At 57.0% G+C, this 20,900-nt stretch carries 20 protein-coding genes; 5 read left to right on the top strand and 15 right to left on the bottom strand.

Annotated elements, in window-relative coordinates; translation table 11 throughout:
* Positions 1–109 precede the first annotated feature (109 nt).
* On the top strand, positions 110–652 hold the full coding sequence (locus RUESEDTHA_RS18430; RefSeq protein WP_180888129.1) for an MSMEG_0567/Sll0786 family nitrogen starvation N-acetyltransferase: 543 nt from the start codon (positions 110–112) through the stop codon (positions 650–652).
* A gap of 4 nt (positions 653–656) precedes the next feature.
* Here the strand turns inward: RUESEDTHA_RS18430 and RUESEDTHA_RS18425 are convergent, their stop codons facing one another.
* Complete coding sequence (locus RUESEDTHA_RS18425; protein WP_180888128.1) at positions 657–1,628, bottom strand: AIR synthase related protein; 972 nt, start codon at positions 1,626–1,628, stop codon at positions 657–659.
* 173 nt (positions 1,629–1,801) lie between these two features.
* On the opposite strand from RUESEDTHA_RS18425, the gene RUESEDTHA_RS18420 reads away from it, so the two are divergent.
* Complete coding sequence (locus tag RUESEDTHA_RS18420) at positions 1,802–2,431, top strand: helix-turn-helix domain-containing protein (protein WP_180888127.1); 630 nt, start codon at positions 1,802–1,804, stop codon at positions 2,429–2,431.
* 20 nt (positions 2,432–2,451) lie between these two features.
* Here RUESEDTHA_RS18420 and RUESEDTHA_RS18415 read toward each other — a convergent pair whose 3' ends face one another.
* Positions 2,452–3,834 carry a PLP-dependent aminotransferase family protein gene (locus tag RUESEDTHA_RS18415; protein ID WP_180888126.1) on the bottom strand — a complete coding sequence of 461 codons (1,383 nt, stop codon included), beginning with the start codon at positions 3,832–3,834 and terminating at the stop codon, positions 2,452–2,454.
* 363 nt (positions 3,835–4,197) lie between these two features.
* On the opposite strand from RUESEDTHA_RS18415, the gene RUESEDTHA_RS18410 reads away from it, so the two are divergent.
* Both RUESEDTHA_RS18410 and RUESEDTHA_RS18405 read left to right on the top strand, forming a co-directional pair.
* Positions 4,198–5,358: an MSMEG_0568 family radical SAM protein gene (locus RUESEDTHA_RS18410; protein WP_255431819.1), complete on the top strand. Its 1,161-nt coding sequence runs from the start codon at positions 4,198–4,200 to the stop codon at positions 5,356–5,358.
* A gap of 23 nt (positions 5,359–5,381) precedes the next feature.
* Positions 5,382–6,227, top strand: a complete 846-nt coding sequence (locus RUESEDTHA_RS18405) for an LnmK family bifunctional acyltransferase/decarboxylase (protein ID WP_180888125.1) — start codon at positions 5,382–5,384, stop codon at positions 6,225–6,227.
* A gap of 12 nt (positions 6,228–6,239) precedes the next feature.
* Here the strand turns inward: RUESEDTHA_RS18405 and RUESEDTHA_RS18400 are convergent, their stop codons facing one another.
* Both RUESEDTHA_RS18400 and pgk (RUESEDTHA_RS18395) read right to left on the bottom strand, forming a co-directional pair.
* Positions 6,240–6,968 carry an HAD-IA family hydrolase gene (locus RUESEDTHA_RS18400; RefSeq protein ID WP_180888124.1) on the bottom strand — a complete coding sequence of 243 codons (729 nt, stop codon included), beginning with the start codon at positions 6,966–6,968 and terminating at the stop codon, positions 6,240–6,242.
* Positions 6,965–8,158, bottom strand: a complete 1,194-nt coding sequence (gene pgk, locus RUESEDTHA_RS18395; RefSeq protein ID WP_180888123.1) for a phosphoglycerate kinase — start codon at positions 8,156–8,158, stop codon at positions 6,965–6,967. The genes RUESEDTHA_RS18400 and pgk (RUESEDTHA_RS18395) overlap by 4 nt, the downstream gene beginning before the upstream one ends.
* A gap of 125 nt (positions 8,159–8,283) precedes the next feature.
* On the opposite strand from pgk (RUESEDTHA_RS18395), the gene RUESEDTHA_RS18390 reads away from it, so the two are divergent.
* Positions 8,284–9,180: a LysR family transcriptional regulator gene (locus tag RUESEDTHA_RS18390; RefSeq protein WP_255431818.1), complete on the top strand. Its 897-nt coding sequence runs from the start codon at positions 8,284–8,286 to the stop codon at positions 9,178–9,180.
* Positions 9,181–9,206: 26 nt separating this feature from the next.
* Here the strand turns inward: RUESEDTHA_RS18390 and RUESEDTHA_RS18385 are convergent, their stop codons facing one another.
* The 11 genes from RUESEDTHA_RS18385 to RUESEDTHA_RS18335 all read right to left on the bottom strand — a co-directional run bounded on the left by RUESEDTHA_RS18385 (position 9,207) and on the right by RUESEDTHA_RS18335 (position 20,863).
* Positions 9,207–10,622, bottom strand: a complete 1,416-nt coding sequence (locus RUESEDTHA_RS18385) for a tetratricopeptide repeat protein (RefSeq protein ID WP_219635888.1) — start codon at positions 10,620–10,622, stop codon at positions 9,207–9,209.
* Positions 10,623–10,971: 349 nt separating this feature from the next.
* A complete protein-coding gene (locus tag RUESEDTHA_RS18380; RefSeq protein WP_180888122.1) occupies positions 10,972–11,643 on the bottom strand; it encodes an HAD-IA family hydrolase in 672 nt (223 codons plus the stop codon).
* 1 nt (position 11,644) lies between these two features.
* Positions 11,645–12,199 carry a thioredoxin family protein gene (locus tag RUESEDTHA_RS18375; RefSeq protein ID WP_180888121.1) on the bottom strand — a complete coding sequence of 185 codons (555 nt, stop codon included), beginning with the start codon at positions 12,197–12,199 and terminating at the stop codon, positions 11,645–11,647.
* Positions 12,200–12,210: 11 nt separating this feature from the next.
* Positions 12,211–12,891, bottom strand: a complete 681-nt coding sequence (gene rpe / locus RUESEDTHA_RS18370; RefSeq protein ID WP_180888120.1) for a ribulose-phosphate 3-epimerase — start codon at positions 12,889–12,891, stop codon at positions 12,211–12,213.
* Positions 12,888–13,643: a triose-phosphate isomerase gene (tpiA, locus tag RUESEDTHA_RS18365; RefSeq protein WP_180888119.1), complete on the bottom strand. Its 756-nt coding sequence runs from the start codon at positions 13,641–13,643 to the stop codon at positions 12,888–12,890. Before tpiA ends, rpe begins: the two co-directional genes overlap by 4 nt.
* Complete coding sequence (gene fba, locus RUESEDTHA_RS18360) at positions 13,640–14,719, bottom strand: class II fructose-bisphosphate aldolase (protein ID WP_180888118.1); 1,080 nt, start codon at positions 14,717–14,719, stop codon at positions 13,640–13,642. Before fba ends, tpiA begins: the two co-directional genes overlap by 4 nt.
* A 12-nt stretch (positions 14,720–14,731) precedes the next feature.
* Complete coding sequence (gene pgk / locus RUESEDTHA_RS18355) at positions 14,732–15,997, bottom strand: phosphoglycerate kinase (protein ID WP_370456816.1); 1,266 nt, start codon at positions 15,995–15,997, stop codon at positions 14,732–14,734.
* Positions 15,940–16,941, bottom strand: coding sequence for a type I glyceraldehyde-3-phosphate dehydrogenase (gene gap / locus RUESEDTHA_RS18350; protein WP_180888117.1), 1,002 nt, complete (start codon positions 16,939–16,941; stop codon positions 15,940–15,942). The genes pgk (RUESEDTHA_RS18355) and gap overlap by 58 nt, the downstream gene beginning before the upstream one ends.
* A 10-nt stretch (positions 16,942–16,951) precedes the next feature.
* Entirely contained in the window at positions 16,952–18,949 is a 1,998-nt protein-coding gene (tkt, locus tag RUESEDTHA_RS18345; RefSeq protein WP_180888116.1) for a transketolase, read from the bottom strand.
* Positions 18,950–18,959: 10 nt separating this feature from the next.
* A complete protein-coding gene (locus RUESEDTHA_RS18340; RefSeq protein ID WP_180888115.1) occupies positions 18,960–19,832 on the bottom strand; it encodes a phosphoribulokinase in 873 nt (290 codons plus the stop codon).
* Between the two features lie 17 nt (positions 19,833–19,849).
* Complete coding sequence (locus RUESEDTHA_RS18335) at positions 19,850–20,863, bottom strand: class 1 fructose-bisphosphatase (RefSeq protein WP_180888114.1); 1,014 nt, start codon at positions 20,861–20,863, stop codon at positions 19,850–19,852.
* Positions 20,864–20,900: the final 37 nt, after the last annotated feature.

Here is a 20,900-nt window from a genome sequence, read left to right as displayed (position 1 = left end):
GTAGACGAAAGCTGATGAATGTGGTAAGGTCGCGCACCGGCCCATGGTGGCTTTGGTGGTCGGGATTCGTGTTTTGACCACCGCTTGGGTTCAGATGGGAGTGCCCGCGATGAAAAAGAAACGTATTCCGGTCTGGGCGGCCGAGCGCGGCGATGATCTGGCTGCGCACTATGCGATCCGCCATCGTGTGTTTGTGCTTGAGCAAGGCGTTTTGACCCTTACTGACGTGGACGAACATGATGACAATCCTGATGTGGTTCACGCCTTGGCTGCAAGAAAGGATGAATGCGCGGGGGCTGTGCGTCTGTATCCGGTGAACACATCGGGCAGGTGGAAAGGTGATCGACTGGCCGTTTTGCAGCGGCATCGCACGATCGTAGGCGCGCATCTTGTCCGATTTGCCACAGCAACGGCTGCTGCACGGGGTGGGTTCGAGATGGAAGCCAGCGTTCAGCTTGCCAACGTCAATTTCTTTCAGCGGTTGGGCTGGACCTGCGATGGTGAGCAAACCATTTCATTCGGCATTCCGCATCAGCCCATGTTGTTCGATCTGACCACGGCGCCGCCGCTGGACTGGCCGGGTCGGCCGGACGGGCTGTCGGTCGAATGGTTGTCACGCGACCAACAGACCCCCCTGTGTCCAACCGGCTAGAACGCTAGTCCCACAATCCGGTGACGCTTTCTTTGCTGAGATCCATAAGGGTCATGCTGCTGCCGGAATGGTTCAAGACAATCTCAGGGCTGGCTGTGGTATCCCCGACATGGGTGCAGGCCAGATCATGCGCTTCAAACAGTTCGACACATTCGCTGATGCGATCATGTTCGGTGGCCAGCCAAAAGGCGTAGGTCGGGAATGAGATCAGCCAACGGGCAGGGTCAACGCCTTCGGGCATCGGATGTTTGGCCATATCCAGTTGCGCACCGCAGCGCGAATACTCCAGCAACATCGCCAACGACCCTAGCGACCCGGCCATTGAAACGTCCTTGGCTGCCAACGCAGCGCCTGACGCAGCAACCTTGGCAAGCAGCCTTACGTCGCGCGCAAGGGTCGGGCCCTGAGTGTCCAGGGAGGTGAAGAATGGAAAGTCCTCTCTCATATGCCCATTCAGGCAACCAACAAACAAAAGCGCCATGCCGGGCTGCACATGTGCCATGGACAAGACCCTTTCCGCATGGCCAAGGGCAAATGCCGACAATGCATAGGTGTCTGCGTTTTGGGTCAGGTGCCCCCCGATGATGGGCACATCATACATTTTGGCCGCATCCTGAAGCCCTTGCAGCGCGATGTCGGTTGTTTCCTTAGGACCGACAACCGTATTGACGATTCCTTTTGGAACGCCGCCCATCGCGGCTACATCGTTGACATTCGCCAGAACTGCGGCGATGCCGGCCCCGTAAGGATCATGCTGATAAAAAGCTGGCAGGATCGCCTCACCGCATCCGATGACATGCTTGCCGTCGACATCGACAACCGCTCCATCATCGCCGGGGCCGTGAATTGGATCATCCGGCTTTACAAATCGGCTGGCCCCATTGATGGCCTTTTTTCCGGTGACACCCGCATAAGCGCGGACAGCCTCGACAATACTGCCAAGCTGGTCGTTTAGACTTTTGGTTTCCTGTATCATGTTGTATCTCGGAAGTTACGGGAAGTGTTACGTATAGTTATCGGGCCTTTTAAGGCGCGCGAATTATGCGGATCACAAGCGGACCGGTCTGGTTGGCGTGTTGCTAAAGGCGGCGCGGCGTCGGTAGAGTTCGACCCGCTATATTGATTTGGTAATCTGATCCGGAGATTTCGGTGCAAAAACAAACTAAAAAACAGGCCACCAGCCAATCTGTTCATCCTGCGAACAAGGCGGACGATGTTGAAAAAATCGTAAGCCGGGTGGGGCAAAAGCTGCTTGCTCTGCGTAGTGAGCAAGGGATGTCCTTGCAAAAGCTGTCCTCCAAGAGTGACGTGTCCGGCCCTGCGATTCACAAGATCGAGCGCAGCGATATGGTGCCGACGATTACGACGTTGTTGAAACTCAGCAACGCTTTGGGCGTCTCGGTGAACTATTTCATCGAAGATGGCGACGACCTGCCTGAGCCGGTGTTGCACACCAAGGGCGACGATCGCTCGATCGTTTTTACGCCGCATAAGGGTCTGAACCTTGAAGGTATCACTGGCCCGTATCAACAATTCCGCGCCGCTGCTGCGGTTGCAGTCATGAAGCCTGACGCCAACAGCGGACGTAAGCTGTTGCGCCATTCCGGCGAAGAACTTGTGTATGTTCTGTCCGGCGAGGTCGAGTTTCAGGTTGGCAATACCGAGTATCACTTGAAGACAGGCGATTCCCTGCATTTTAGCGGTGAGATTCCGCACAAATGGAAAAACATCAGCGAGGATGAGGCCGAACTGATCTGGGTGGCGTTGCGCGGCGAATAGGGCCGGGGCGCTTCCGCCTGTCATAAGAACGCCGAGGTCAGAGCCGGGGATTCCGTCAATGCATGTGCTGCAAATCCAAGTGCGGCCTCGATCTGACCGCGTGTCGCGGGGCCGCCCAGGCACATCCTGACGGCTTCGGGCGCGGCACGGTCAACGACGAAGGCATCGCTGGCGACAACGCCGATGTTTTGGGCGCGCATATGTTCCACAAAGGCAGTTCTGTTCCAGGGTTGAGGCAGCTCCAGCCAGATGCTGAAACACAGCGGGTCACTTCGGAACGTGCCTTCGGGCAAAATATGGCGGGCCAGCTTGTTGCGCTCGATCGTTTCTGTCCGAACGGCGCGCAATATGCTGGTTGCGGTGCCGTCTTCGATCCACTTGGTCACGATCGCCACCGTAAGGGGTGAGGCCATGACAACGGATGCCCGCATCGCCGACAGCAGCGGCCAGGCGCTTCGGGCATCAGGTGCAATGACATAAGCGACCCGTAAGCCCGCGCCGATACATTTTGACAGCCCGGCGATATGCCAGGTCAGTTCCGGCACGATAGAGGCAAACGGGGCCGGTTGCTGACCTCGTGCGGGTATCAGGCCATAGGCGTCGTCTTCGAGAATCGGCACATTGTACTGCCGCGCGATGGCGGCCAATTCGTGACGGCGTTCAATCGGTATTGTCAGCGTGGTGGGGTTTTGCAGCGTTGGGTTCAGGTACAGCGCTTTTGGCTTGTGCATTTCGCAGGCATCCTGAAACGCCTGCGGTTCTATTCCGTGTTGGTCCATCGCAAGGCCAACAAGTTTCAAACGGTGTTGGGCCGCCAGAGATCGAATGCCAGGATAGGTGATATTTTCGCACAGGATCGTTTCGCCAGGCTTTGTCGTGACGCGAAGTATGCCATCCAATGCCGCCTGCGCGCCGGGCACGATCAGCAATCGGTCCTGCTTGGGTGACATCGACCTGCGGTTGAGCCACGTCAGGGCCGCCTGCTTGTCGGCATCGTTACCCGCCGCTCCCTGATACCGCAGTAACGAAACGATATCTTCGGCCACGTATTGCGCGCCGGTGCGCATCTTACGGGCCAGTTCGGCGTCATGCGGCTCGGGCGGGAGGTTCATGGATGCATCCGCAGGGCGATCAGGAAACACGTGTGCCTCACTGCGGGTTTGCTTGCTGACAAACGTTCCCCGGCCAACCTTGGATTCGATCAAACCGCGCGCGTTGGCTTCGACATAGCCGCGGGCGACGGTGGTAAAATGAATCGAAAGCCTGTCGGCCAATTCTCGCTGCGGCGGCAACCGGTCTCCGACGGACAAACGTCCGGTTTGGATGTCCTCGGCGATGGCGTTTGCAAGCGCCATGTAACGAGGGTTTCCATCATCGGCAAGCATCGGGACCCAGTTTTCCATGTATGATTCTAATCCAGTTGTTTCGTGAATTGACTGTATATTGTATACGTCATTGCAGTCAAGAATTTCGTAATAATTCCGTCAGATATCACTTATTAAGCGTGTTTGCCTTAAAAAATGGCTGTCTATCAATGCATCTATCCGAAAAAATATTTCCTATACTACAACATTGACAGGGTGAATTGATTGCCTTAGTTTCCGGAAATGCATCACGCATTGGTAGCACACAATGCCAATATCCGGCAGGATCGGCCGGCGTTTTGCTTGGGAGTGAATGTTGCCAACCTCAATGGCGCAGCAGGTCCCTAAGGTTGGCCCAGAAACCACAACGGCCGGCCTGTTGACGACCGGGAGGAACCAGAAATGAGCGTCGCACAGACTTTCGATCAACCCAAATCCGCCTCAACTGCGCGCCCGATGAGCGGGGAAGAGCTTATCAATGAGCTGCAGTCCAACGGTGTGCGCCTTGTGGATCCGAAAAACAGTGGCGAAAGCCGCAGGGGCGGCGCGGGCCCGTCGGATCACACTGCTTTGACGATCAACGACAAGACGGTCATGATCCCGGTTCATACCGCCCCGGCCTTCAGCAGCCCCTATGTGGTCGACGCTCCGGATGCCGAAGGTAACAGCCGGGTCCGTCGCGACGGCGTCGATGTTGGTCGCGTGAAATTCCCGTTTCGCCCAAAATTTTATGATCTCAGCACAGCCGATGGCGTCCCTTATTCGCACATTGCAGCCCTGCACAGTAAGGACGTTCTGGCGACGACAATCCTGCAAACCTGTATCCGGTATCAAAGCCGGACCAAGACCTGCAAGTTCTGCTCGATCGGACAATCTCTGGCAGCGGGACGGACCATCGAGCGCAAAACCCCCGAACAGTTGGGTGAGGTCGCCAAGGCCGCGGTCGAGCTGGATGGCATTACCCAGATGATCATGACCACCGGCACCCCTCCGACCAAGGATCGGGGCGCCAGTCTTCTGGTTGAAAGCGCCGAAGGTGTAAAAGCGCGCGTTGATCTGCCCATTCAGGGCCAGTGCGAGCCGCCCGACACGGATGACTGGTTCCAGCGGATGAAAGATGCGGGCATTGATTCACTAGGAATGCATCTTGAAGCCGTCAGCGACGAGGTGCGTGCCGAGGTAATGCCGGGCAAGGCGCAAGTATCCATCGACCGGTACTTTGAAGCGTTTGAGGCCGCGGTCGAGGTTTTTGGCCGCGGCGAGGTGTCCACCTATATCCTTGCAGGCCTTGGTGACACCAAAGAACAGATCATCAACATGAGCGAGCGCCTGATTGATATCGGCGTCTACCCATTTGTGGTGCCGTTTGTTCCGATTTCTGGCACGCCGATGGAAAGCCATCCGACCCCCTCAGCCGGCTTCATGCACGAAATCCTGATGCCCATTGGCAAGATGCTGCGGGAAAGCGGCATCAAGTCCGAGGACATGGCCGCTGGCTGCGCCAAGTGTGGCGCGTGTTCCGCCCTGTCCTTGTACGAAAAGCTAAAAACGCCAGCAGAGTAACTCCGATCTCAGGAGGCAACACCATGTTAGCCACCCATGATAGCTTTCACGCCGGAATGCCTCATCTGGATATTTTCGGCCTGTCGGAACATTTCTGTCTGACCCATGCAGGTAATCTGCACTGGAAATGGATCGCAACGCTAACTGCGAAACGCCCATCCGAATGGGTTTCCGCTGACGGGCACCGCATCTACGCCAGCTTCATCTATACCTCTTTGAAATATAACAGAGAGGTCGAGGTGTCTGAGGACGACGAAATATCGGTTGTCTGCCATCCCTGCGCGTTGAAGCCCCCCTTTTTCGTAACGGAAACCACCTATTCCATGGCGGGCTCGGGATTGGTTGCAACGGCACGGATGATGTCGACCCTTTCAACGTCTCATACGCGAAGCAACACCCGGTTCGGCAAAACCTCGATGACGTTTCAATCGAAACCATTTGGCGAGGCCGAATTGGAAGAGACGCGCCAGAGGTTCCGGCAGTTGCGCGCGCATGACGATCGAGAACTGGTTCAGTCCAGCCAGCATCTTGTAAATCCGGCTGTCGATTTTAACGCAGCGAAATTCATGTATTTCGCCAATTTCTCGCAACTGTTCAAACGGTATGAATATCCTGAACTGGGTGCCAGAATGCCCTTGGCTTCGCGTGAGATTGCTTACTTCGGCAACGTTGATCCTTTTGAGCTGACTTGCATATCTTCCCGTAGGACTGCGGGCGATGTGATTTCTGCGATGACCCGATCAAGCGACCAGAAATGTATCGCGCGCAGTTTCAGTCAAATGGTTGATGCCGACCAAGCACGTCCTGCTTCCAGCCAATTTGGCGCGGTGGCCGAAACACCGGCGGAACCGATCAGCGCGAGTGCCTGACTTAACGACATACTACCTTGCCATTTGCGCCAGGGCTGGCGTTGCTTCATCCTTGAGCGCTTCGAACAATGCGTTGGGAAGTGTATCCAGGGCCAGGTTATCGCGGACCCAGGTCGCGTTGGAAAAGTCATCGGCCCGCGTAAAATCTGACGGCGTGACCAACACCCGTAAACCAGCATCCAAACCAGCCCGCAGACCATTCTGACTATCTTCAATGGCTATTGCTTCGTCGGGATGCACGGCCAAACGATTCAGCGCCAACTGGTACACGTCAGGGGACGGTTTCTTGGCTTGAACCTCTTCGCCGGTTGCAACGACGTTAAAAATACGGTCAGCGGACTTGCCCCAACAGGCTTGGCAAAGCGACTCGACATTCATTCTGTGCGATGCTGTCGCAATGCCAATTTTCAACCCTTTGTGGCGCGCGCGCGAAATCAGATCGCGGACGCCTTCCCTGAGTTGCAGGCGCCCGCTTTCTTTTAGCAGTTCGCGATAGGTGTACATTTTGCAGTCGTGAAGACTAATGATTTCCTTTTCCGAAAGCGGAGTGCCCACCTGTTTGGCATAGGCGCGCATCTGCTCTTTTGCGCCTGCGTTGCGCAGGATCTTGATGAAAGCGTCCTTGGTCCAATACCAGTCCAAGCCGGCCTCGGCGAAGGCGATATTATAGGCGATCCGGTGGACCACTTCGGTTTCCGCCAGTGTCCCATCCACGTCAAAAATTAGTGCTCGTAAAGTCATGATGCGCACTGTGTGCCTTTAAGCGCGGCAATGCCCGGCAGGTTCCTGCCACTGAGGCATTCCAGAAATGCCCCTCGTGCAGTCGAGACAAAGGAAAAGTCATCAGAGACACCAGCCTGATTCAAGGCGCGCACTGCGTCGCGCCCACCAGCGACCGTGATGGACTTGCCCATACGTGTGATCCGTGCGGCTTCTTGGGCCAGCCCGACAGCAGGGGTTTCATTCTCCATGCGTCCAAAGGGGCCATTCCAGAGGATCGCGCGGGCAGAACCCAGCGCGGCCTTGAAACGCTCGACCGTTTTGGGGCCCACATCCAGAATGGTCGCATCCTGAGGGCAGGCGGTGCGGTCAACGATCGCTGTGCTTTTTCCGTTATCTTGTGAGACGACTAGATCAATGGGCAGTAAAATCTTACAGCCCGATTCTTCGGCCCGGGCGCGAATTTCGGAAACGGCGTCCAACTGATCAGGTTCGAATTGGGACCGACCGATTGGCGTCCCGCTTGCATATAGAAACGTATTTGCAATCTGTCCGCCGATAATCAGCTTGTCCAGTTTTCCGGCCAGGTTCAAAAGAATTGGCGCCTTGCTGGAAAATCTGTCCGCACCGATCACCGCAACGGCAGGCTGATCAGGGGCATCAAGCGTTTGCGACAGGGCGTCAACTTCGTCGAGCATCAAGGGCCCTGCAAAAGATGGCAGGAATCGTGTGACACCCTCGGTCGATGCATGGGCGCGATGGGCGCTCGAGAAAGCATCGTTGACATAGATTTCACCCAAGCGGGCTAGGCCGGCCGCCACTTCGAGGTCATTACTGGTCTCACCCTTCAAGAACCGTACATTCTCGCAGAGCAGAACCTGCCCTTCGCTCAGGCGGCTTGCAAAACTCTCGCTAGAGGGGCCGGTCGAATAGGCCGAAAATAACACGGGGGCTTGCAGGGCATCGGATAGAGCTTTCCTGATTTTCTCGTTGGACAAGGATTGCTCGAATGGCCGGTCAGGACGCCCCCGGTGCGTCAGCACAACCAGCTTGGCCCCCTTTTGCAACAAGGGCCTCATTCCCTCAGCAAACCTGTTGATCCGGGTCATGTCAGTGATTTGACCATTCTGCATCGGCACATTCAGATCCGCGCGCACCAGCAGACGGCGGCCTGAGACGTCCACGTCGTTAATAGAAGTGAGCTGTGACATAAGCGATTCTCCTCTGCCAGCGTTGATAGCTTAAGAAGAGTATTTATGTTTCCTTCCGTTAATGGTATTTAAATATAGGAAACGAGAGTTAACCTATGTTAAAGATGATCCGGAGATATCAGAACTTGCGTTCACTTCTGGCGCTGAGCGCGGTCAGTCGCCATGGATCCTTTTCGGGTGCGTCACAAGAGCTGAACCTGACGTCCCCTGCTGTACATACACAATTGAAAAACCTCGAAGAAATCGTCGATACACCGCTTATTATACGCAACGGTTCCGGCCCGATGAAAGCCACCGAAGCAGGCCAAATTCTCGTGGCCGCTGCGGCGCGCATTAATTCTGAACTTGAGAAGAGTATGCGTGATATCGAGGCTTTGCGAGAAGGAAAAAAGGGCCATATTCGGCTGGGTGTCATCAGCACGGGAAAGTATTTTGCGCCTTCACTCGTCGCCGATCTGAACGCCAGACATCCAGATATTGAGATCGACCTGGCCATCGGAAACCGGGAACAGATTCTTGCCATGCTGGATGCCAAAGCCTTGCATTTGGCAATCATGGGCCGACCCCCGAAATCGCCCAAACTTGTATCGGCGATGATCGGGTCGCATCCTTATATCCTGATCGCGAACCCCGAACATCCTTTGGCGGGGTTAAGCGCTGTGTCGTCCGAGGCGCTTTTGCAGGAAACATTCATCGCCCGAGAAGAGGGGTCGGGCACCCGGATGCTGATGGCGCGCTATCTGGACGACATCGGAGCAGGGCAAAGCTATCGGGTTTCGGTTATGGGGGGTAACGAAACCATCAAACAGGCCGTGATTGCAGGGCTGGGTATTGCGATGCTGTCCAAGCATACGGTTATGGAAGAGCTGAAAACCGGGCGTCTGGTCAGCCTGAACCTGAACGGTCTGCCGCTGCACCGGCATTGGCATCTTATTCAGCCACTCAATATACCGGACTCACCCGCCGCGAAAACAATCTGGGACGAGATTTGTGAAATGGAAGGTAATTTCCTGCCCAGATAGATCAGGGGCAGGGGTCTGCCCGCTTGTCAGGCCGAGGCAAGCGCGTCGGCCTTTGACGTGGCCCGAGCTGCCCCGCTGTTATCGCCCAGTCCTTTCAACGCGCGCGCGACAGCCCGCCAGTTTTGAACAGACGTTGGCTTTAATCCGGCACGTTCATTGGCCAAACCTAACGCCAGATCATAGCGTTTGTCGCGCAAGGCGGCTTCAAGCAAGGTCCAGCCGATGATATCCCGCTGGGCAAAGCTGCCGCCCAAGCGGTGGGTCATATAACGGACCGGCAACAGGCGTTCGACGCAAGCGGCATAATTTTCGCGCTTAAAGTCCTGAATTGCCATGCAAAAAGGCATTCCGATTTCGCGGCTCATTGCAGCATTCGCGTCCGAGGCACTTTCGAGATAGCGTTTGTTGGCGTGGATCAACAGGTCTTGTGCCTCTACCCGGTCGTCAGACGCAAATGTCATCATCGCGTGCACATCGTTGAATGCATAAAGCGTGTCCTGGGCCGCCGGTTCCCATTTGTTGGCCAGATGCACCCAGCGGTCGCCCGAATCCTGACCGGCCAGATTCATGCGCCATAGCAGGGCTGCCGCATCCAGCTCTTCGTATTTGTTGCCATCCTTCCGGCGGGAATCCAGATGATGATCAAAAATATCGTAGACCTGATCATATTGCTCCAGATCGAGATGATAGAGCGATGTGTGCCACCACAGGTGGTTTGCGAAATTAGACGTGCCCCAGACGTCGGCGCGGTCTTTCATGAATTTGATACCACAGGACTGCCGCCCCCGCATCTCCATGACGTGGCTTACCGCGTGAACTGCATAGGGGTTGTCAGGCCGGATATCCAATGCCTGCCGCGCCAGATCTTCGGCATGGGTAAAGTCGCGGTTTTCTTCCAACCCAAAAGCGTAGAAGCCCAGAACAAACTCATAGCCCGGAATATCGGGATCCCACAGGTTGAAGACACGGGCGACCACGTCGCGCTGCCCCGGGACATCGCCCAGCAAAACCATGGTATAGTGGATCAGACCCAGCGCAAACAGATCTTTGGGGTATTGCGTCAGAACGGCCTCCCACTTCTGTACAGCCCCAAAAAAGTCACCGGCCGCCCAGGCTTTGACCGCCGCCAGGTGACCCTGCTCGCGTGTGTTGGCCTGGCCTGATAGTTGCTCTGCGCGCGTGATCGCTTCGATGAATTGCGGATACACGCGCGTTTCCATGGACTGTGTCAGCCACCCTGCCTTGAACAGCCACCCCATGACAAAGCGGGGATGCTCGGCCAAAATCGCTTCAATGCTGGCAATTGCGTCTCCGCGGAAGGACAGGGATTGTTCAATCGCCCGTTCCAACCCCTCGATGGCCGATGCGTCGCCATAAGAAACCGGTACTCCGCGAATATCCTTTGAGGACCGCGGAGTGCCTTGCATTTGGTCCAGAGCCATTTTTTCGTCCTTAGCCGCTGTCAATAAACATATCTCTTATTCGAACCGCTCGCGCTTGTTGGGCAAGCGTTGGCTGCACCATTTCGGGCTGGCCTTGTCCTCGTTTATGCCACAGGCGGTACCTGACCGAGTATGAGCTTCGCTGATTTGTGAAGGGGTGTGTAAGTTTCGTGCTCAGATTGGGTCAGCGAGCGCAGATTATTGCATCACAAAAGGAATTTCGGCGGGAAACGGCCAAAATTTGAAACATGTGCCTAAAAGTTTGAAATAAAATTGACGAGAAAACGCACCCCTTTGACCGCCGAAAATTGACTTTAGCGGTCAAAGGGGTGAATCGACTGTGGGTGGCTCAGGCCGAGCGGGCGTTTTCGGAGTCGGCCAATAGTGCGTCCACAAGATCCGGCAGGCCATCGTGGTGAGAAAAGGATTGGGTGTGCGGAATCAACCCGACCGGTTTCTTGCGGTATCCTTCGGTGAACAGCAAAAACGGAACCTTCGCACGCATTGCGGTCTCGGCATCAACCTCGCTGTCGCCAACAAAAATCTCAGGCCCCGGAGGTAAGTCTGAGTAGGCCGAATACAGTGGAGCTGGATCGGGTTTGTGTACGGGCAGGCTGTCCCCGGCGCGCACGACCTGAAAGTACTTTTCAAGATCAAGATGCTTCAAGACGGCCATGCAGGGGACCATTGGCTTGTTGGTGCAAATTCCCAGGTTGTGCCCTGCTTGAACTAGCGCATCCAGCGCCTGTTTGACGCCCGGATAAATCAGCGTCAAATGAACCGCATCCTGATAGCGTTCTTTGAATTTGGCCAGTATCCGGTCGTGATCCGCGTCAGGTATCCGGCGCGCCGACCTGAGTTTTGTGACAAAGACATCAACACCATGCCCGATGAAAGACCGCGCCTGATCAACGGTAATTGGCGGGTGCCCTTCTTCGGACATGACATCGCATGCGATGTTGTGCAAATCCAGCGCGCTGTCGATCAGCGTGCCATCAAGATCAAAGACGATCCGGGCCATGTTACTTTACCTTCCATTTTATCGAACATCCGATCGAGGGCACCTGATCGGTTGGCCCCCTGCCGGTTTCAGCGACTTGTTTCATGGCTTGAAACAGGTCCCGCCTTAGGTCGCTTGGGCCTTCTTGCCGACCAGACGCGTCAAGCCGCCCCCGGTATTGCAGCCCGCGTGACGCGTCATAGCCAAAGAAGTCAGGGGTGCAGACTGCCCCATATGCGCGGGCAACGTCTTGGTTTTCGTCATAGAGATAGGGAAACGGAAATCCCTGGGTCTCGGCCATCTTGCGCATGTTGTCGAAACTGTCGGCGGGATAGGCTTCGACATCGTTTGCGGAAATGGCTGCCACACCGATCCCAAGCTTCTGCAGATCGCGCGCGTCGCGCATGATACGGTCCAGCACAGCCAGCACGTAAGGGCAGTGGTTGCAGATGAACATGATCAAGGTGCCATTTTCCCCGGCCACATCCGCAAGAGTGACAGTCCTGCCATCTGTTGCAGGTAAGGAAAAGTCCGGGGCAGGGTGTCCGAAATCGCAAACCGGGGTTGTTTCAGCCATGTGCTCGTCCCTCAATCACTGGCGGCCGACCGGATGGCCGAGATGTTGCGGCCATAGGCGTCGGGTGCGTCAACCGACCCGCCCCGAAACACGGCTGAACCTGCAACCAACACATCCGCACCGGCCTGCCGCACCAAAGGGGCGGTCTCTGGGTCAACGCCGCCGTCGATTTCGATATGGACCTCACGGTCGCCAATCATCTGCCGCAGGGTTCTGATCTTGGCCGTCATGTCGATGAACTTCTGACCGCCAAAACCGGGGTTCACGGTCATCACGCAAACCAGATCGCACAGGTCCAGAACATGAGACACCGCCTCGGCCGGGGTTGCGGGGTTCAAGGCAACGCCCGCTTTCATTCCGTTTGCACGAATGGCTTGCAACGTGCGGTGAAGATGCGGGCTGGCCTCGACATGCGCGGTTAGGATGTCGGCCCCGGCCTCTGCATAGGCTTCGATGGACGGGTCGACGGGTGCAATCATAAGATGCACATCCATTACTGTCTTTACATGTTTACGGAACGCTTTGACCGCTGGTGGACCAAATGTCAGGTTCGGCACAAAGTGGTTGTCCATCACATCCACATGCAGCCAATCCGCGCCTTGGGCCTCGATCGCCTGAATCTCACGCCCGAAATCGGCAAAATCGGCGGACAGGATCGAGGGGGCGATTTTCACGGAACGGTTGAAACTCATTGGTTCCCTCCTTTGCTGGCATTCAGCGCCTGCATGATCGGAACAAAGTCAGCAGCCTTCAGCGATGCCCCACCGACTAGCCCACCATCCACGTCCGGAGAGGCAAAGATCACTTTTGCATTGTCGGGCTTCACCGATCCGCCATACAGGATCGACATTTTGCCCCCCATCGCGTGCTGGGTTGCCAGAGTCGCCCGAATGGCGGCATGGGTTTTTTGGATATCTTCAGGATCTGGCGTCAGGCCGGTTCCGATGGCCCAAACAGGTTCATATGCAATGACTGTGTTTTCGGGGGTTGCACCGTCGGGAACCGAACCTGTGATTTGTGCAGCAAGCACCTGTTCGGTGCGACCTGCACGGTATTGTTCCTCGGTTTCGCCAATGCAGATGATTGCGATCAGGCCCGAGTCCCACGCAGCCATGGCCTTGGCTGCAACATCTGTATCAGACTCGCCGTGATCACAGCGCCGTTCTGAGTGACCAACAATAACAAAGTCCGCCCCGGCGTCGCGCAGCATTTGGGCCGAGATATCTCCGGTATGCGCGCCAGAGGGCTGCGCGTGGCAGTCCTCGCCCCCCAACTCCACCCCCCGGCCGCGGGCGCGGTCGAGCAAGGTGGCAGGTAGGCACAGCAAAGTCACGATGCCGGAAAGTGGCTTTGCGGCGCTGGCAATTTCGGCCAGTTCAACCAGATCCGCGCCACAGCCGTGCATCTTCCAGTTGCCCGCCGCGATTTGACGTCGGGCAGTCATGCGGCGGCGGCGGTTTTTGTGGCCGGGTCCAGCGCGCCGGACGCATAGCGGGCCGCCATATCGTCCAGTGCAATGGTCTTGATCTTGGATGCTTGCCCCGCAGTTCCAAAGCGTTCGAACCGGTCGCGGCACAGGTCTTCCATCTCTTTGATCGCAGGGACCAGGAATTTGCGCGGATCGAACTGCGTCGGGTTTTCGGCTGCGATCTTGCGGAACTGACCGGTCATCGCCATCCGGCAGTCGGTGTCGATATTCACCTTGCGGACACCGGATTTGATCCCTTTTTCGATCTCTTCCACCGGGACACCATAGGTTTGCGGCATGTCGCCGCCATGGGCGTTGATCAAATCCTGCAGCTCTTGCGGCACCGAAGAGGACCCGTGCATCACAAGGTGCACGTCGGGAATACGCGCATGAATTTCGGCAATACGGTCCATCGCCAGAATCTCTCCATCCGGCTTGCGCGAAAACTTGTAGGCCCCGTGCGATGTTCCACAGGCAATTGCCAGCGCATCCACCTTGGTCTTGGCAACAAAATCCGCGGCCTGATCGGGGTCGGTCAAAAGGTCTTCCATCGACAGTTTGCCTTCGGCACCTGACCCGTCCTCTTTTGCGGCCTCACCCGTTTCAAGTGAACCCAGAACTCCCAGCTCACCCTCGACCGAAGCGCCGACCCAATGGGCCATTTCCGAGACCGCCTTGGTGATGTTGACGTTATAGTCATAGGAGGCCGGGGTTTTCATATCTGCCTCAAGCGAACCGTCCATCATCACCGAGGTAAACCCGTGTCGAATGGCCGACAGGCAGGTCTGTTCGTTGTTGCCGTGGTCTTGATGCAGGCAGATGGGGTTGTCGGGATACATCTCGGCCAGGGCCAGAACCATATGGCGCAGCATGATGTCGCCCGCGTAGGACCGTGCCCCCCGGCTGGCTTGCAGGATCACCGGGCTGTCCACGGCACGGGCGGCGTTCATGATTGCCAGCCCCTGTTCCATGTTGTTGATATTGAACGCTGGCACGCCATAGCCGTGTTCGGCGGCGTGATCCAAAAGCTGGCGCAGGGTTATAAGTGCCATGTCGGTTCCTCCTCAGGCGGCTTGACCGGCCCGCATCAGGGCCGCGATACCGGGGAGCGTCTTGCCCTCCAGCCATTCCAGAAACGCTCCTCCGGCAGAGGAGACATAGGTGAATTGTTCGGTGACCCCGGCTGCATTCAGCGCCGCGACCGTGTCGCCCCCGCCGGCGACTGAGATAGCCGTGCCATTGCTGGTGGCCTCAGCCGCCACTTTTGCAAGCGCAACGGTAGCCGCATCGAAAGGCGGGATTTCAAAGGCGCCCAGCGGACCGTTCCACAGGATCGTCCGGGCGGAGGTCAGGATACGAGAAAATTCCTCGACCGAGTCTGGGCCCGCATCCAAAATCATCATGTCGTCAGGGCAATCCTGTGCAGCGTACACATTACGCTCTGCGCGTTTGGCAAATTGTCTGGCACAGGCACTGTCGATTGGCAGAACCAACTGACACCCGGATTTTGCAGCTTGGGCGCGAATGTCTTTCACGGTTTCGACCTGATCGGCCTCGTATAGCGATTTCCCCATTGGAAAGCCTTGGGCAAACAGGAATGTGTTGGCCATTCCGCCCCCGATGATCACCGCGTCCAGCTTGCTCACCAGATTTTTCAGAACTGGTATCTTGGTTGAAACCTTGGCCCCGCCAACGATGGCAACCGCAGGGGATCCCGGTGCTTCCAGAGCCGACCCTAGTGCGTCGATTTCTTCGACCAGCAAAGGCCCCGCCGCCGACGGCATGATCCGTGCGATTGCATCTGTAGAGGCATGTGCGCGATGCGAACAGGAAAACGCATCGTTAACATAGATGTCTCCCAATTCTGCCAGCTCGGACGCGAATTTTGGATCATTCTGGGTCTCTCCGGCGTTGTAACGCAGGTTCTCGCACAGCATTACCTCGCCATTCTGCAATTGCTCGCTGTGGATGCGGGCGGATGTACCGACACAGACGTCCGAGAACTTGACCGACACACCAAGAGCCGCAGACAGATCCGGGCGCAATTTGTCGACCGAGAAGGCCGGATCCAACTCGTTCGGCGTGGGTCGACCGAAATGGGTCATCACAACGAGGCGCGCACCTTTGTCCAGCAGGGGTTTCATGCCAGCCGCAAAACGGTCTATGCGCGTGGTATCCGTCACCCGCCTGTCTTCGACGGGCACGTTCAGGTCCGCCCGAACCAGCAGGCGTTTGCCCGCCACGTCCATGTCAGTGATCCGGGGCATTTGCATCAGATCAACCTGCCCATAGCCAGTGCAGTGTCGGCCATCCGGTTCGAGAACCCCCATTCATTGTCATACCAACTCAGAATGCGGACCATGTTCCCGTCCATCACCTTGGTCTGGTCCATATGGAAGATCGAGGAATGCGGATCATGGTTGAAATCCATCGAAACATTCGGATCGTCCGTATAGCCCAGTACTCCCATAAGCGGACCGTCTGCGGCGGCGCGGATCGCGTTGTTGACCTCGTCTACCGTGGTGTCACGTTCGGCCTCAAATACCAGATCGACTACGGACACGTTGGGCGTGGGAACCCGAATGGCGACGCCATCAAGTTTGCCGTTCAGTTCCGGCAGAACCAAGCCTACGGCTTTGGCTGCACCTGTTGATGTCGGAACCATACTGAGCGAGGCCGCACGGGCACGGTAGAAATCCTTGCGCATGACATCCAGCGAGGGCTGATCGCCTGTATAGGAGTGAACCGTGGTCATGAATCCGCGTCGGATTCCAATGGCGTCGTTCAATACCTGAGCCACAGGGCTGAGGCAGTTGGTCGTGCAGGACGCGTTTGATACGACCGTGTCCGCCGACCGCAGTGTTTTGTGGTTTACGCCATACACGATGGTGTTGTCAGCACCACTGGCCGGGGCAGAAACCAACACGCGTTTTGAGCCATTTTCGAGATGTTTCGCTGCACCGTCGCGGTTGGTGAAGATACCGGTACATTCCAATGCGACATCCACCCCCTGCCAAGGCAGGTCTTTTGGATCCCGTATAGCCGTCACTTCAATTGGCCCGGTTCCCACGTCGATCGAGCTGTCGGTTGCTTTGATTTCACCGGGGAATCTGCCATGCACACTGTCATAGCGAAGAAGGTGGGCGTTCATATCAACGGGGCCCAGATCGTTGATCGCGACAACTTCGATGTCGTTACGACCAGATTCCTGAATACCACGCAGGACATTGCGACCAATTCGGCCAAACCCGTTTATTGCAACTTTTACAGACATTTGAACTCCTTCAGTCTTTTTCCAGAAGGCCCGCTGCGGCTTTGGCGACAGCGTCGGCTGTGATATTGAAATGCTGGTACAGCGCGGGTGCGGGTGCCGAAGCACCGAACCCTGTCATTCCGACAAAGGCGCTGTTGTGCCCCAGCCACTTGTGCCAACCCTGCGACACGGCGGCTTCGACTCCGACACGAGGTCCGGTACCAAGAACTTCGGTCTGATACTGGACGGGCTGCGCCTCAAACAGATCGAAGCTGGGGGCTGAAACAACAGCGGCTTGTATCCCCTGTTTGGCCAGAAGATCGGCGGCGTTCAGGGCGATCTCCACCTCGGAACCAGTTGCAATCAGGGTCACATCACGCGGCGCATCGGGTTCGCGCAGGACGTAAGCTCCGCGGGCCGCCAGGTTCGCCGGGTTATGGACTGTGCGAACCGTCGGCAGCCCTTGCCGCGACAGGCAGAGCAAGGTCGGCGTCTTCGTGGCTGTTGCCGCAATTTCCCAAGCCTCGGCGGTTTCGACCCCGTCCGCCGGGCGAATTACAGTCAGGTTCGGAATGGCCCGCAAAGAGGCGATGGTTTCTACCGGTTGGTGGGTGGGGCCATCTTCGCCCAACCCGATCGAGTCATGCGTCATCACATAGGCGACCGGCACCTGCATCAGCGCAGACAGGCGGATTGCGGGGCGGCAATAGTCGGCAAAAGCCAGAAATGTGCCGCCATAGGTAAAGAATCCGCCATGCAAGGCGATCCCGTTCATAGCAGCCGCCATACCGTGTTCACGAATGCCGTAGTGGATATAATCCCCGTCATAGTCGCTGCGGGTCACGGGACGCATTTCACTTGTTTTGGTATTGTTCGATCCGGTCAGGTCTGCGGACCCGCCGACCGAGTTGGGCAGGACAGCGTTGACCACTTCCAGCGCCATTTCAGATGCCTTGCGCGTCGCCAGCTTGGGCCGTTCACTGGACAAGCTTGACTTGTGGGCGGCGATGGCACGCGCCAGAGGATAATCTTCGGCGGGTGCAAGCGATTGGTCAAATTCCTTGGACTTGGGGTGCATCGCTTTGCGATTTAGCCAATCCGTTCGCATCTTGGCCCCACGCTGGGCTACGGCCAGCCAGGCGTTGGCAACTTCGGGCGGAATCTCGAAAGGCGGGGCGGTCCAGCCAAGCGCTGCACGGGTCGCCGCGATCTCGTCGGTCCCCAGGGGGGCACCGTGAACCTTGTGGCTACCGGCCTTGTTCGGGGCCCCTTTGCCAATGGTCGTTTTGCAGGCAATCAGAGAAGGGCGTTCGGTCTCGGCCTGCGCCGCGTGAATGGCGCTGGCTATGGCCTCGTTGTCATGCCCGTCAACCGACAGCACATGCCAGCCGGCCGCTTCGAACCGCTTGACTTGATCGGTCGAGGTGGACAGATCCGTGCCGCCGTCAATTGTGATGCCGTTGTCATCCCAGCACAGGATCAGACGCCCCAGCCCCAGATGACCCGCAAGGTCGATGGCTTCATGGCTTACGCCTTCCATCAGACAGCCATCCCCGGCCAGAACATAGGTGAAGTGATCAACCAGCTCATCCCCGAACCGTGCATTTTGCATCCGTTCGGCCAACGCCATGCCAACAGCCGTAGCCACCCCCTGACCCAGAGGTCCCGTCGTAGTCTCAATGCCTTTGGCGTGGCCGTATTCGGGGTGACCCGCCGTGCGATACCCCAACTGGCGGAAATTGCGCAGTTGATCGGCATCCATATCATCATAACCCAGCAGGTGATTGATGGCGTAGACCAGCATCGAACCGTGCCCGGCGCTCAGGACGAACCTGTCCCGATCTGGCCAGTCGTGGTTGGCGGGGTCAATATTCACGAAGCGGTTGAACAGAACGGTGGCCACGTCAGCCAATCCCATCGGGGCACCGGGGTGCCCGGAATTGGCTTGCTCGATCGCGTCCATGGCCAGAATGCGCAATGCGCTCGCCATCTGCGTTTCGTGCGATATCAGTTTAGTATGAGCTGTCATGGCTGTCCCCTCAGGCGCGTTGAGCTTCGTGGATCAGGCGGTGGATCATCGGCGTGAAGATCAACTGCATCGCCAGATCCATCTTGCCGCCCGGAATGACCAACGAGTTGGCCCGGGTCATCCAACTGTCGTGGATCATCGACATCAGATAGGGGAAGTCTATTCCGCGCGGATTGGCGAAACGGATCACCACAAGGCTTTCGTCGGCAGTAGGGATCCAGCGCGCGATGAACGGGTTCGACGTGTCCACGACAGGCACCCGCTGAAAGTTGATGTCGGTCTGGGTGAATTGCGGACAGATGCAATGCACATAATCATGCATACGGCGCAGGATGACATCCGTGACCGCCTCGGTCGAATAGCCCCGGCTGGTTTTGTCGCGATGAATTTTCTGGGTCCATTCCAGATTGATCACCGGGACCACGCCAATCTTCAGATCGGCCAGTGCTGCCAGATCAACCTGATCGTTCACGACTGCACCATGCAGGCCTTCGTAGAACAACAAGTCGGATTTGTCCTCGAACGGGGCCCAGGCGGTGAACTCACCTGGGGCGACACCGTATTTCTCGGCCTCTTCGTCATCATGAACATAATGCCGGGTGCGCCCCGTACCGGTTTCTCCGTATTCACGAAAAACGCGCTCCAGCTCTTCCAGCTCATTGGCGTCAAAGCTGAAATGACTAAAGGTGGAATCCCCTTGCTCCAGCCGCTTGGCCAGTTCAGCCTTCATTGCCGCGCGGTCGTACCGGTGAAACGCGTCGCCTTCGATTGAAACGGCTTTCAGGTTTTCGCGGCGGAAAATCTGGTCAAAGGTTCGCTTGACTGTCGTTGTTCCGGCACCAGAGGAACCGGTAACAGAAATGATAGGGTGTTTTCTGGACATAAGGGGCCTCCGTTTGTTCAGGTGCGGAACAGGCCGCGTTCGCCGAACAGGGCTGCGTTTTCTTCCTGAGGAAGATCGTGATAACTTGCGACGCGCATAACTTTGTCTTTCCCGCCGAATACCAGCGGTGAGCGCGCGTGCAGGCTGTCAGGCACCTGATCGAGAATGGGATCACAGCAATTCGAAGCGCTGCCCCCTGCGTTTTCGATGAGAAATGCGATCGGGGCGCATTCATAGACCAGCCGCAGCCGCCCGAATTGGTAACCCTCGCGATTGTCGCCGGGATACAGGAAGATCCCGCCGCGGATCAGGATACGATGCGTTTCCGCAACCAAGGACGCGATCCAGCGCAGGTTGAAATTCCGCGCCCGTGGGCCATCCGCCCCGGCGACCAGATCGTCGATATAGGCACGTACCGGGTTGGACCAGTGGCGGTAATTGGATGCGTTGATCGCGTATTCGGGGGAATCCGTCGAAATGCCGGTGGGCGAGTCCACTTGCAGGAACTGACCTTCATCCGGGTCAAGGATGTATTTCTGAACTCCGTTCCCGAAGGAAATAACAAGGCTGCATTGCGGTCCATAAATTGCGTAACCTGCCGCAATCAGATCGCGCCCCGGCCGCAAAAAGCTGTCCTTGGGATCAGAGGCGCTGTGATAGATGCCAAAGATCGTCCCGACCGAAACATTGGTGTCGATGTTCGAGGACCCGTCCAGCGGATCAATCGCCAGCGCCAGCGACCCGTTTGCGTTCAGCTCAACGACATCGTCCTGTTCTTCAGAGGCATAATAGCGGACTGCACTGCCAGAAAGTCTGTCCATGAATGCATTGTCCGCGATCACATCCAGTGCTTTTTGGGCATCTCCGTCTGTATTGGTTCCGGCAGCACTGGCCAGGTCTTCGTCCAGTTCTCCGCGTGCGATACGGCGCGCGATTTGTGCAAAGACATCGGTCAGACGGCCCATGACATCGGCAAGGGCCGGGTCGGTTTCTGCGGCCTGTGCGATCAGATCCTGCCTGTTCTGCGCCATCACTTTTCCATCCTCCCGAAGTGGTGTTTGATGGTCT

Source organism: Ruegeria sp. THAF57, from assembly GCF_903914075.1.
Classification (GTDB): domain Bacteria; phylum Pseudomonadota; class Alphaproteobacteria; order Rhodobacterales; family Rhodobacteraceae; genus Ruegeria.
The sequence above is the reverse complement of the archived record's forward strand: the minus strand, read 5'-3'. Positions and strand labels throughout refer to the sequence as shown.

Bases quoted from the DNA above. Each gene is read 5' to 3' on its own strand.
- RUESEDTHA_RS18415 (WP_180888126.1), bottom strand. From the start codon at position 3,834: ATGGAAAACTGGGTCCCGATGCTTGCCGATGATGGAAACCCTCGTTAC.
- gap (WP_180888117.1), bottom strand. From the start codon at position 16,941: ATGTCTGTAAAAGTTGCAATAAACGGGTTTGGCCGAATTGGTCGCAAT.
- RUESEDTHA_RS18405 (WP_180888125.1), top strand. From the start codon at position 5,382: ATGTTAGCCACCCATGATAGCTTTCACGCCGGAATGCCTCATCTGGAT.
- RUESEDTHA_RS18385 (WP_219635888.1), bottom strand. From the start codon at position 10,622: ATGGCTCTGGACCAAATGCAAGGCACTCCGCGGTCCTCAAAGGATATT.
- pgk (WP_370456816.1), bottom strand. From the start codon at position 15,997: ATGGGGGTTCTCGAACCGGATGGCCGACACTGCACTGGCTATGGGCAG.
- tpiA (WP_180888119.1), bottom strand. From the start codon at position 13,643: ATGACTGCCCGACGTCAAATCGCGGCGGGCAACTGGAAGATGCACGGC.
- RUESEDTHA_RS18400 (WP_180888124.1), bottom strand. From the start codon at position 6,968: ATGACTTTACGAGCACTAATTTTTGACGTGGATGGGACACTGGCGGAA.
- RUESEDTHA_RS18425 (WP_180888128.1), bottom strand. From the start codon at position 1,628: ATGATACAGGAAACCAAAAGTCTAAACGACCAGCTTGGCAGTATTGTC.
- tkt (WP_180888116.1), bottom strand. From the start codon at position 18,949: ATGACAGCTCATACTAAACTGATATCGCACGAAACGCAGATGGCGAGC.
- rpe (WP_180888120.1), bottom strand. From the start codon at position 12,891: ATGAGTTTCAACCGTTCCGTGAAAATCGCCCCCTCGATCCTGTCCGCC.
- RUESEDTHA_RS18430 (WP_180888129.1), top strand. From the start codon at position 110: ATGAAAAAGAAACGTATTCCGGTCTGGGCGGCCGAGCGCGGCGATGAT.
- pgk (WP_180888123.1), bottom strand. From the start codon at position 8,158: ATGTCACAGCTCACTTCTATTAACGACGTGGACGTCTCAGGCCGCCGT.
- RUESEDTHA_RS18335 (WP_180888114.1), bottom strand. From the start codon at position 20,863: ATGGCGCAGAACAGGCAGGATCTGATCGCACAGGCCGCAGAAACCGAC.
- RUESEDTHA_RS18410 (WP_255431819.1), top strand. From the start codon at position 4,198: ATGAGCGTCGCACAGACTTTCGATCAACCCAAATCCGCCTCAACTGCG.
- fba (WP_180888118.1), bottom strand. From the start codon at position 14,719: ATGGCACTTATAACCCTGCGCCAGCTTTTGGATCACGCCGCCGAACAC.
- RUESEDTHA_RS18340 (WP_180888115.1), bottom strand. From the start codon at position 19,832: ATGTCCAGAAAACACCCTATCATTTCTGTTACCGGTTCCTCTGGTGCC.
- RUESEDTHA_RS18380 (WP_180888122.1), bottom strand. From the start codon at position 11,643: ATGGCCCGGATCGTCTTTGATCTTGATGGCACGCTGATCGACAGCGCG.
- RUESEDTHA_RS18375 (WP_180888121.1), bottom strand. From the start codon at position 12,199: ATGGCTGAAACAACCCCGGTTTGCGATTTCGGACACCCTGCCCCGGAC.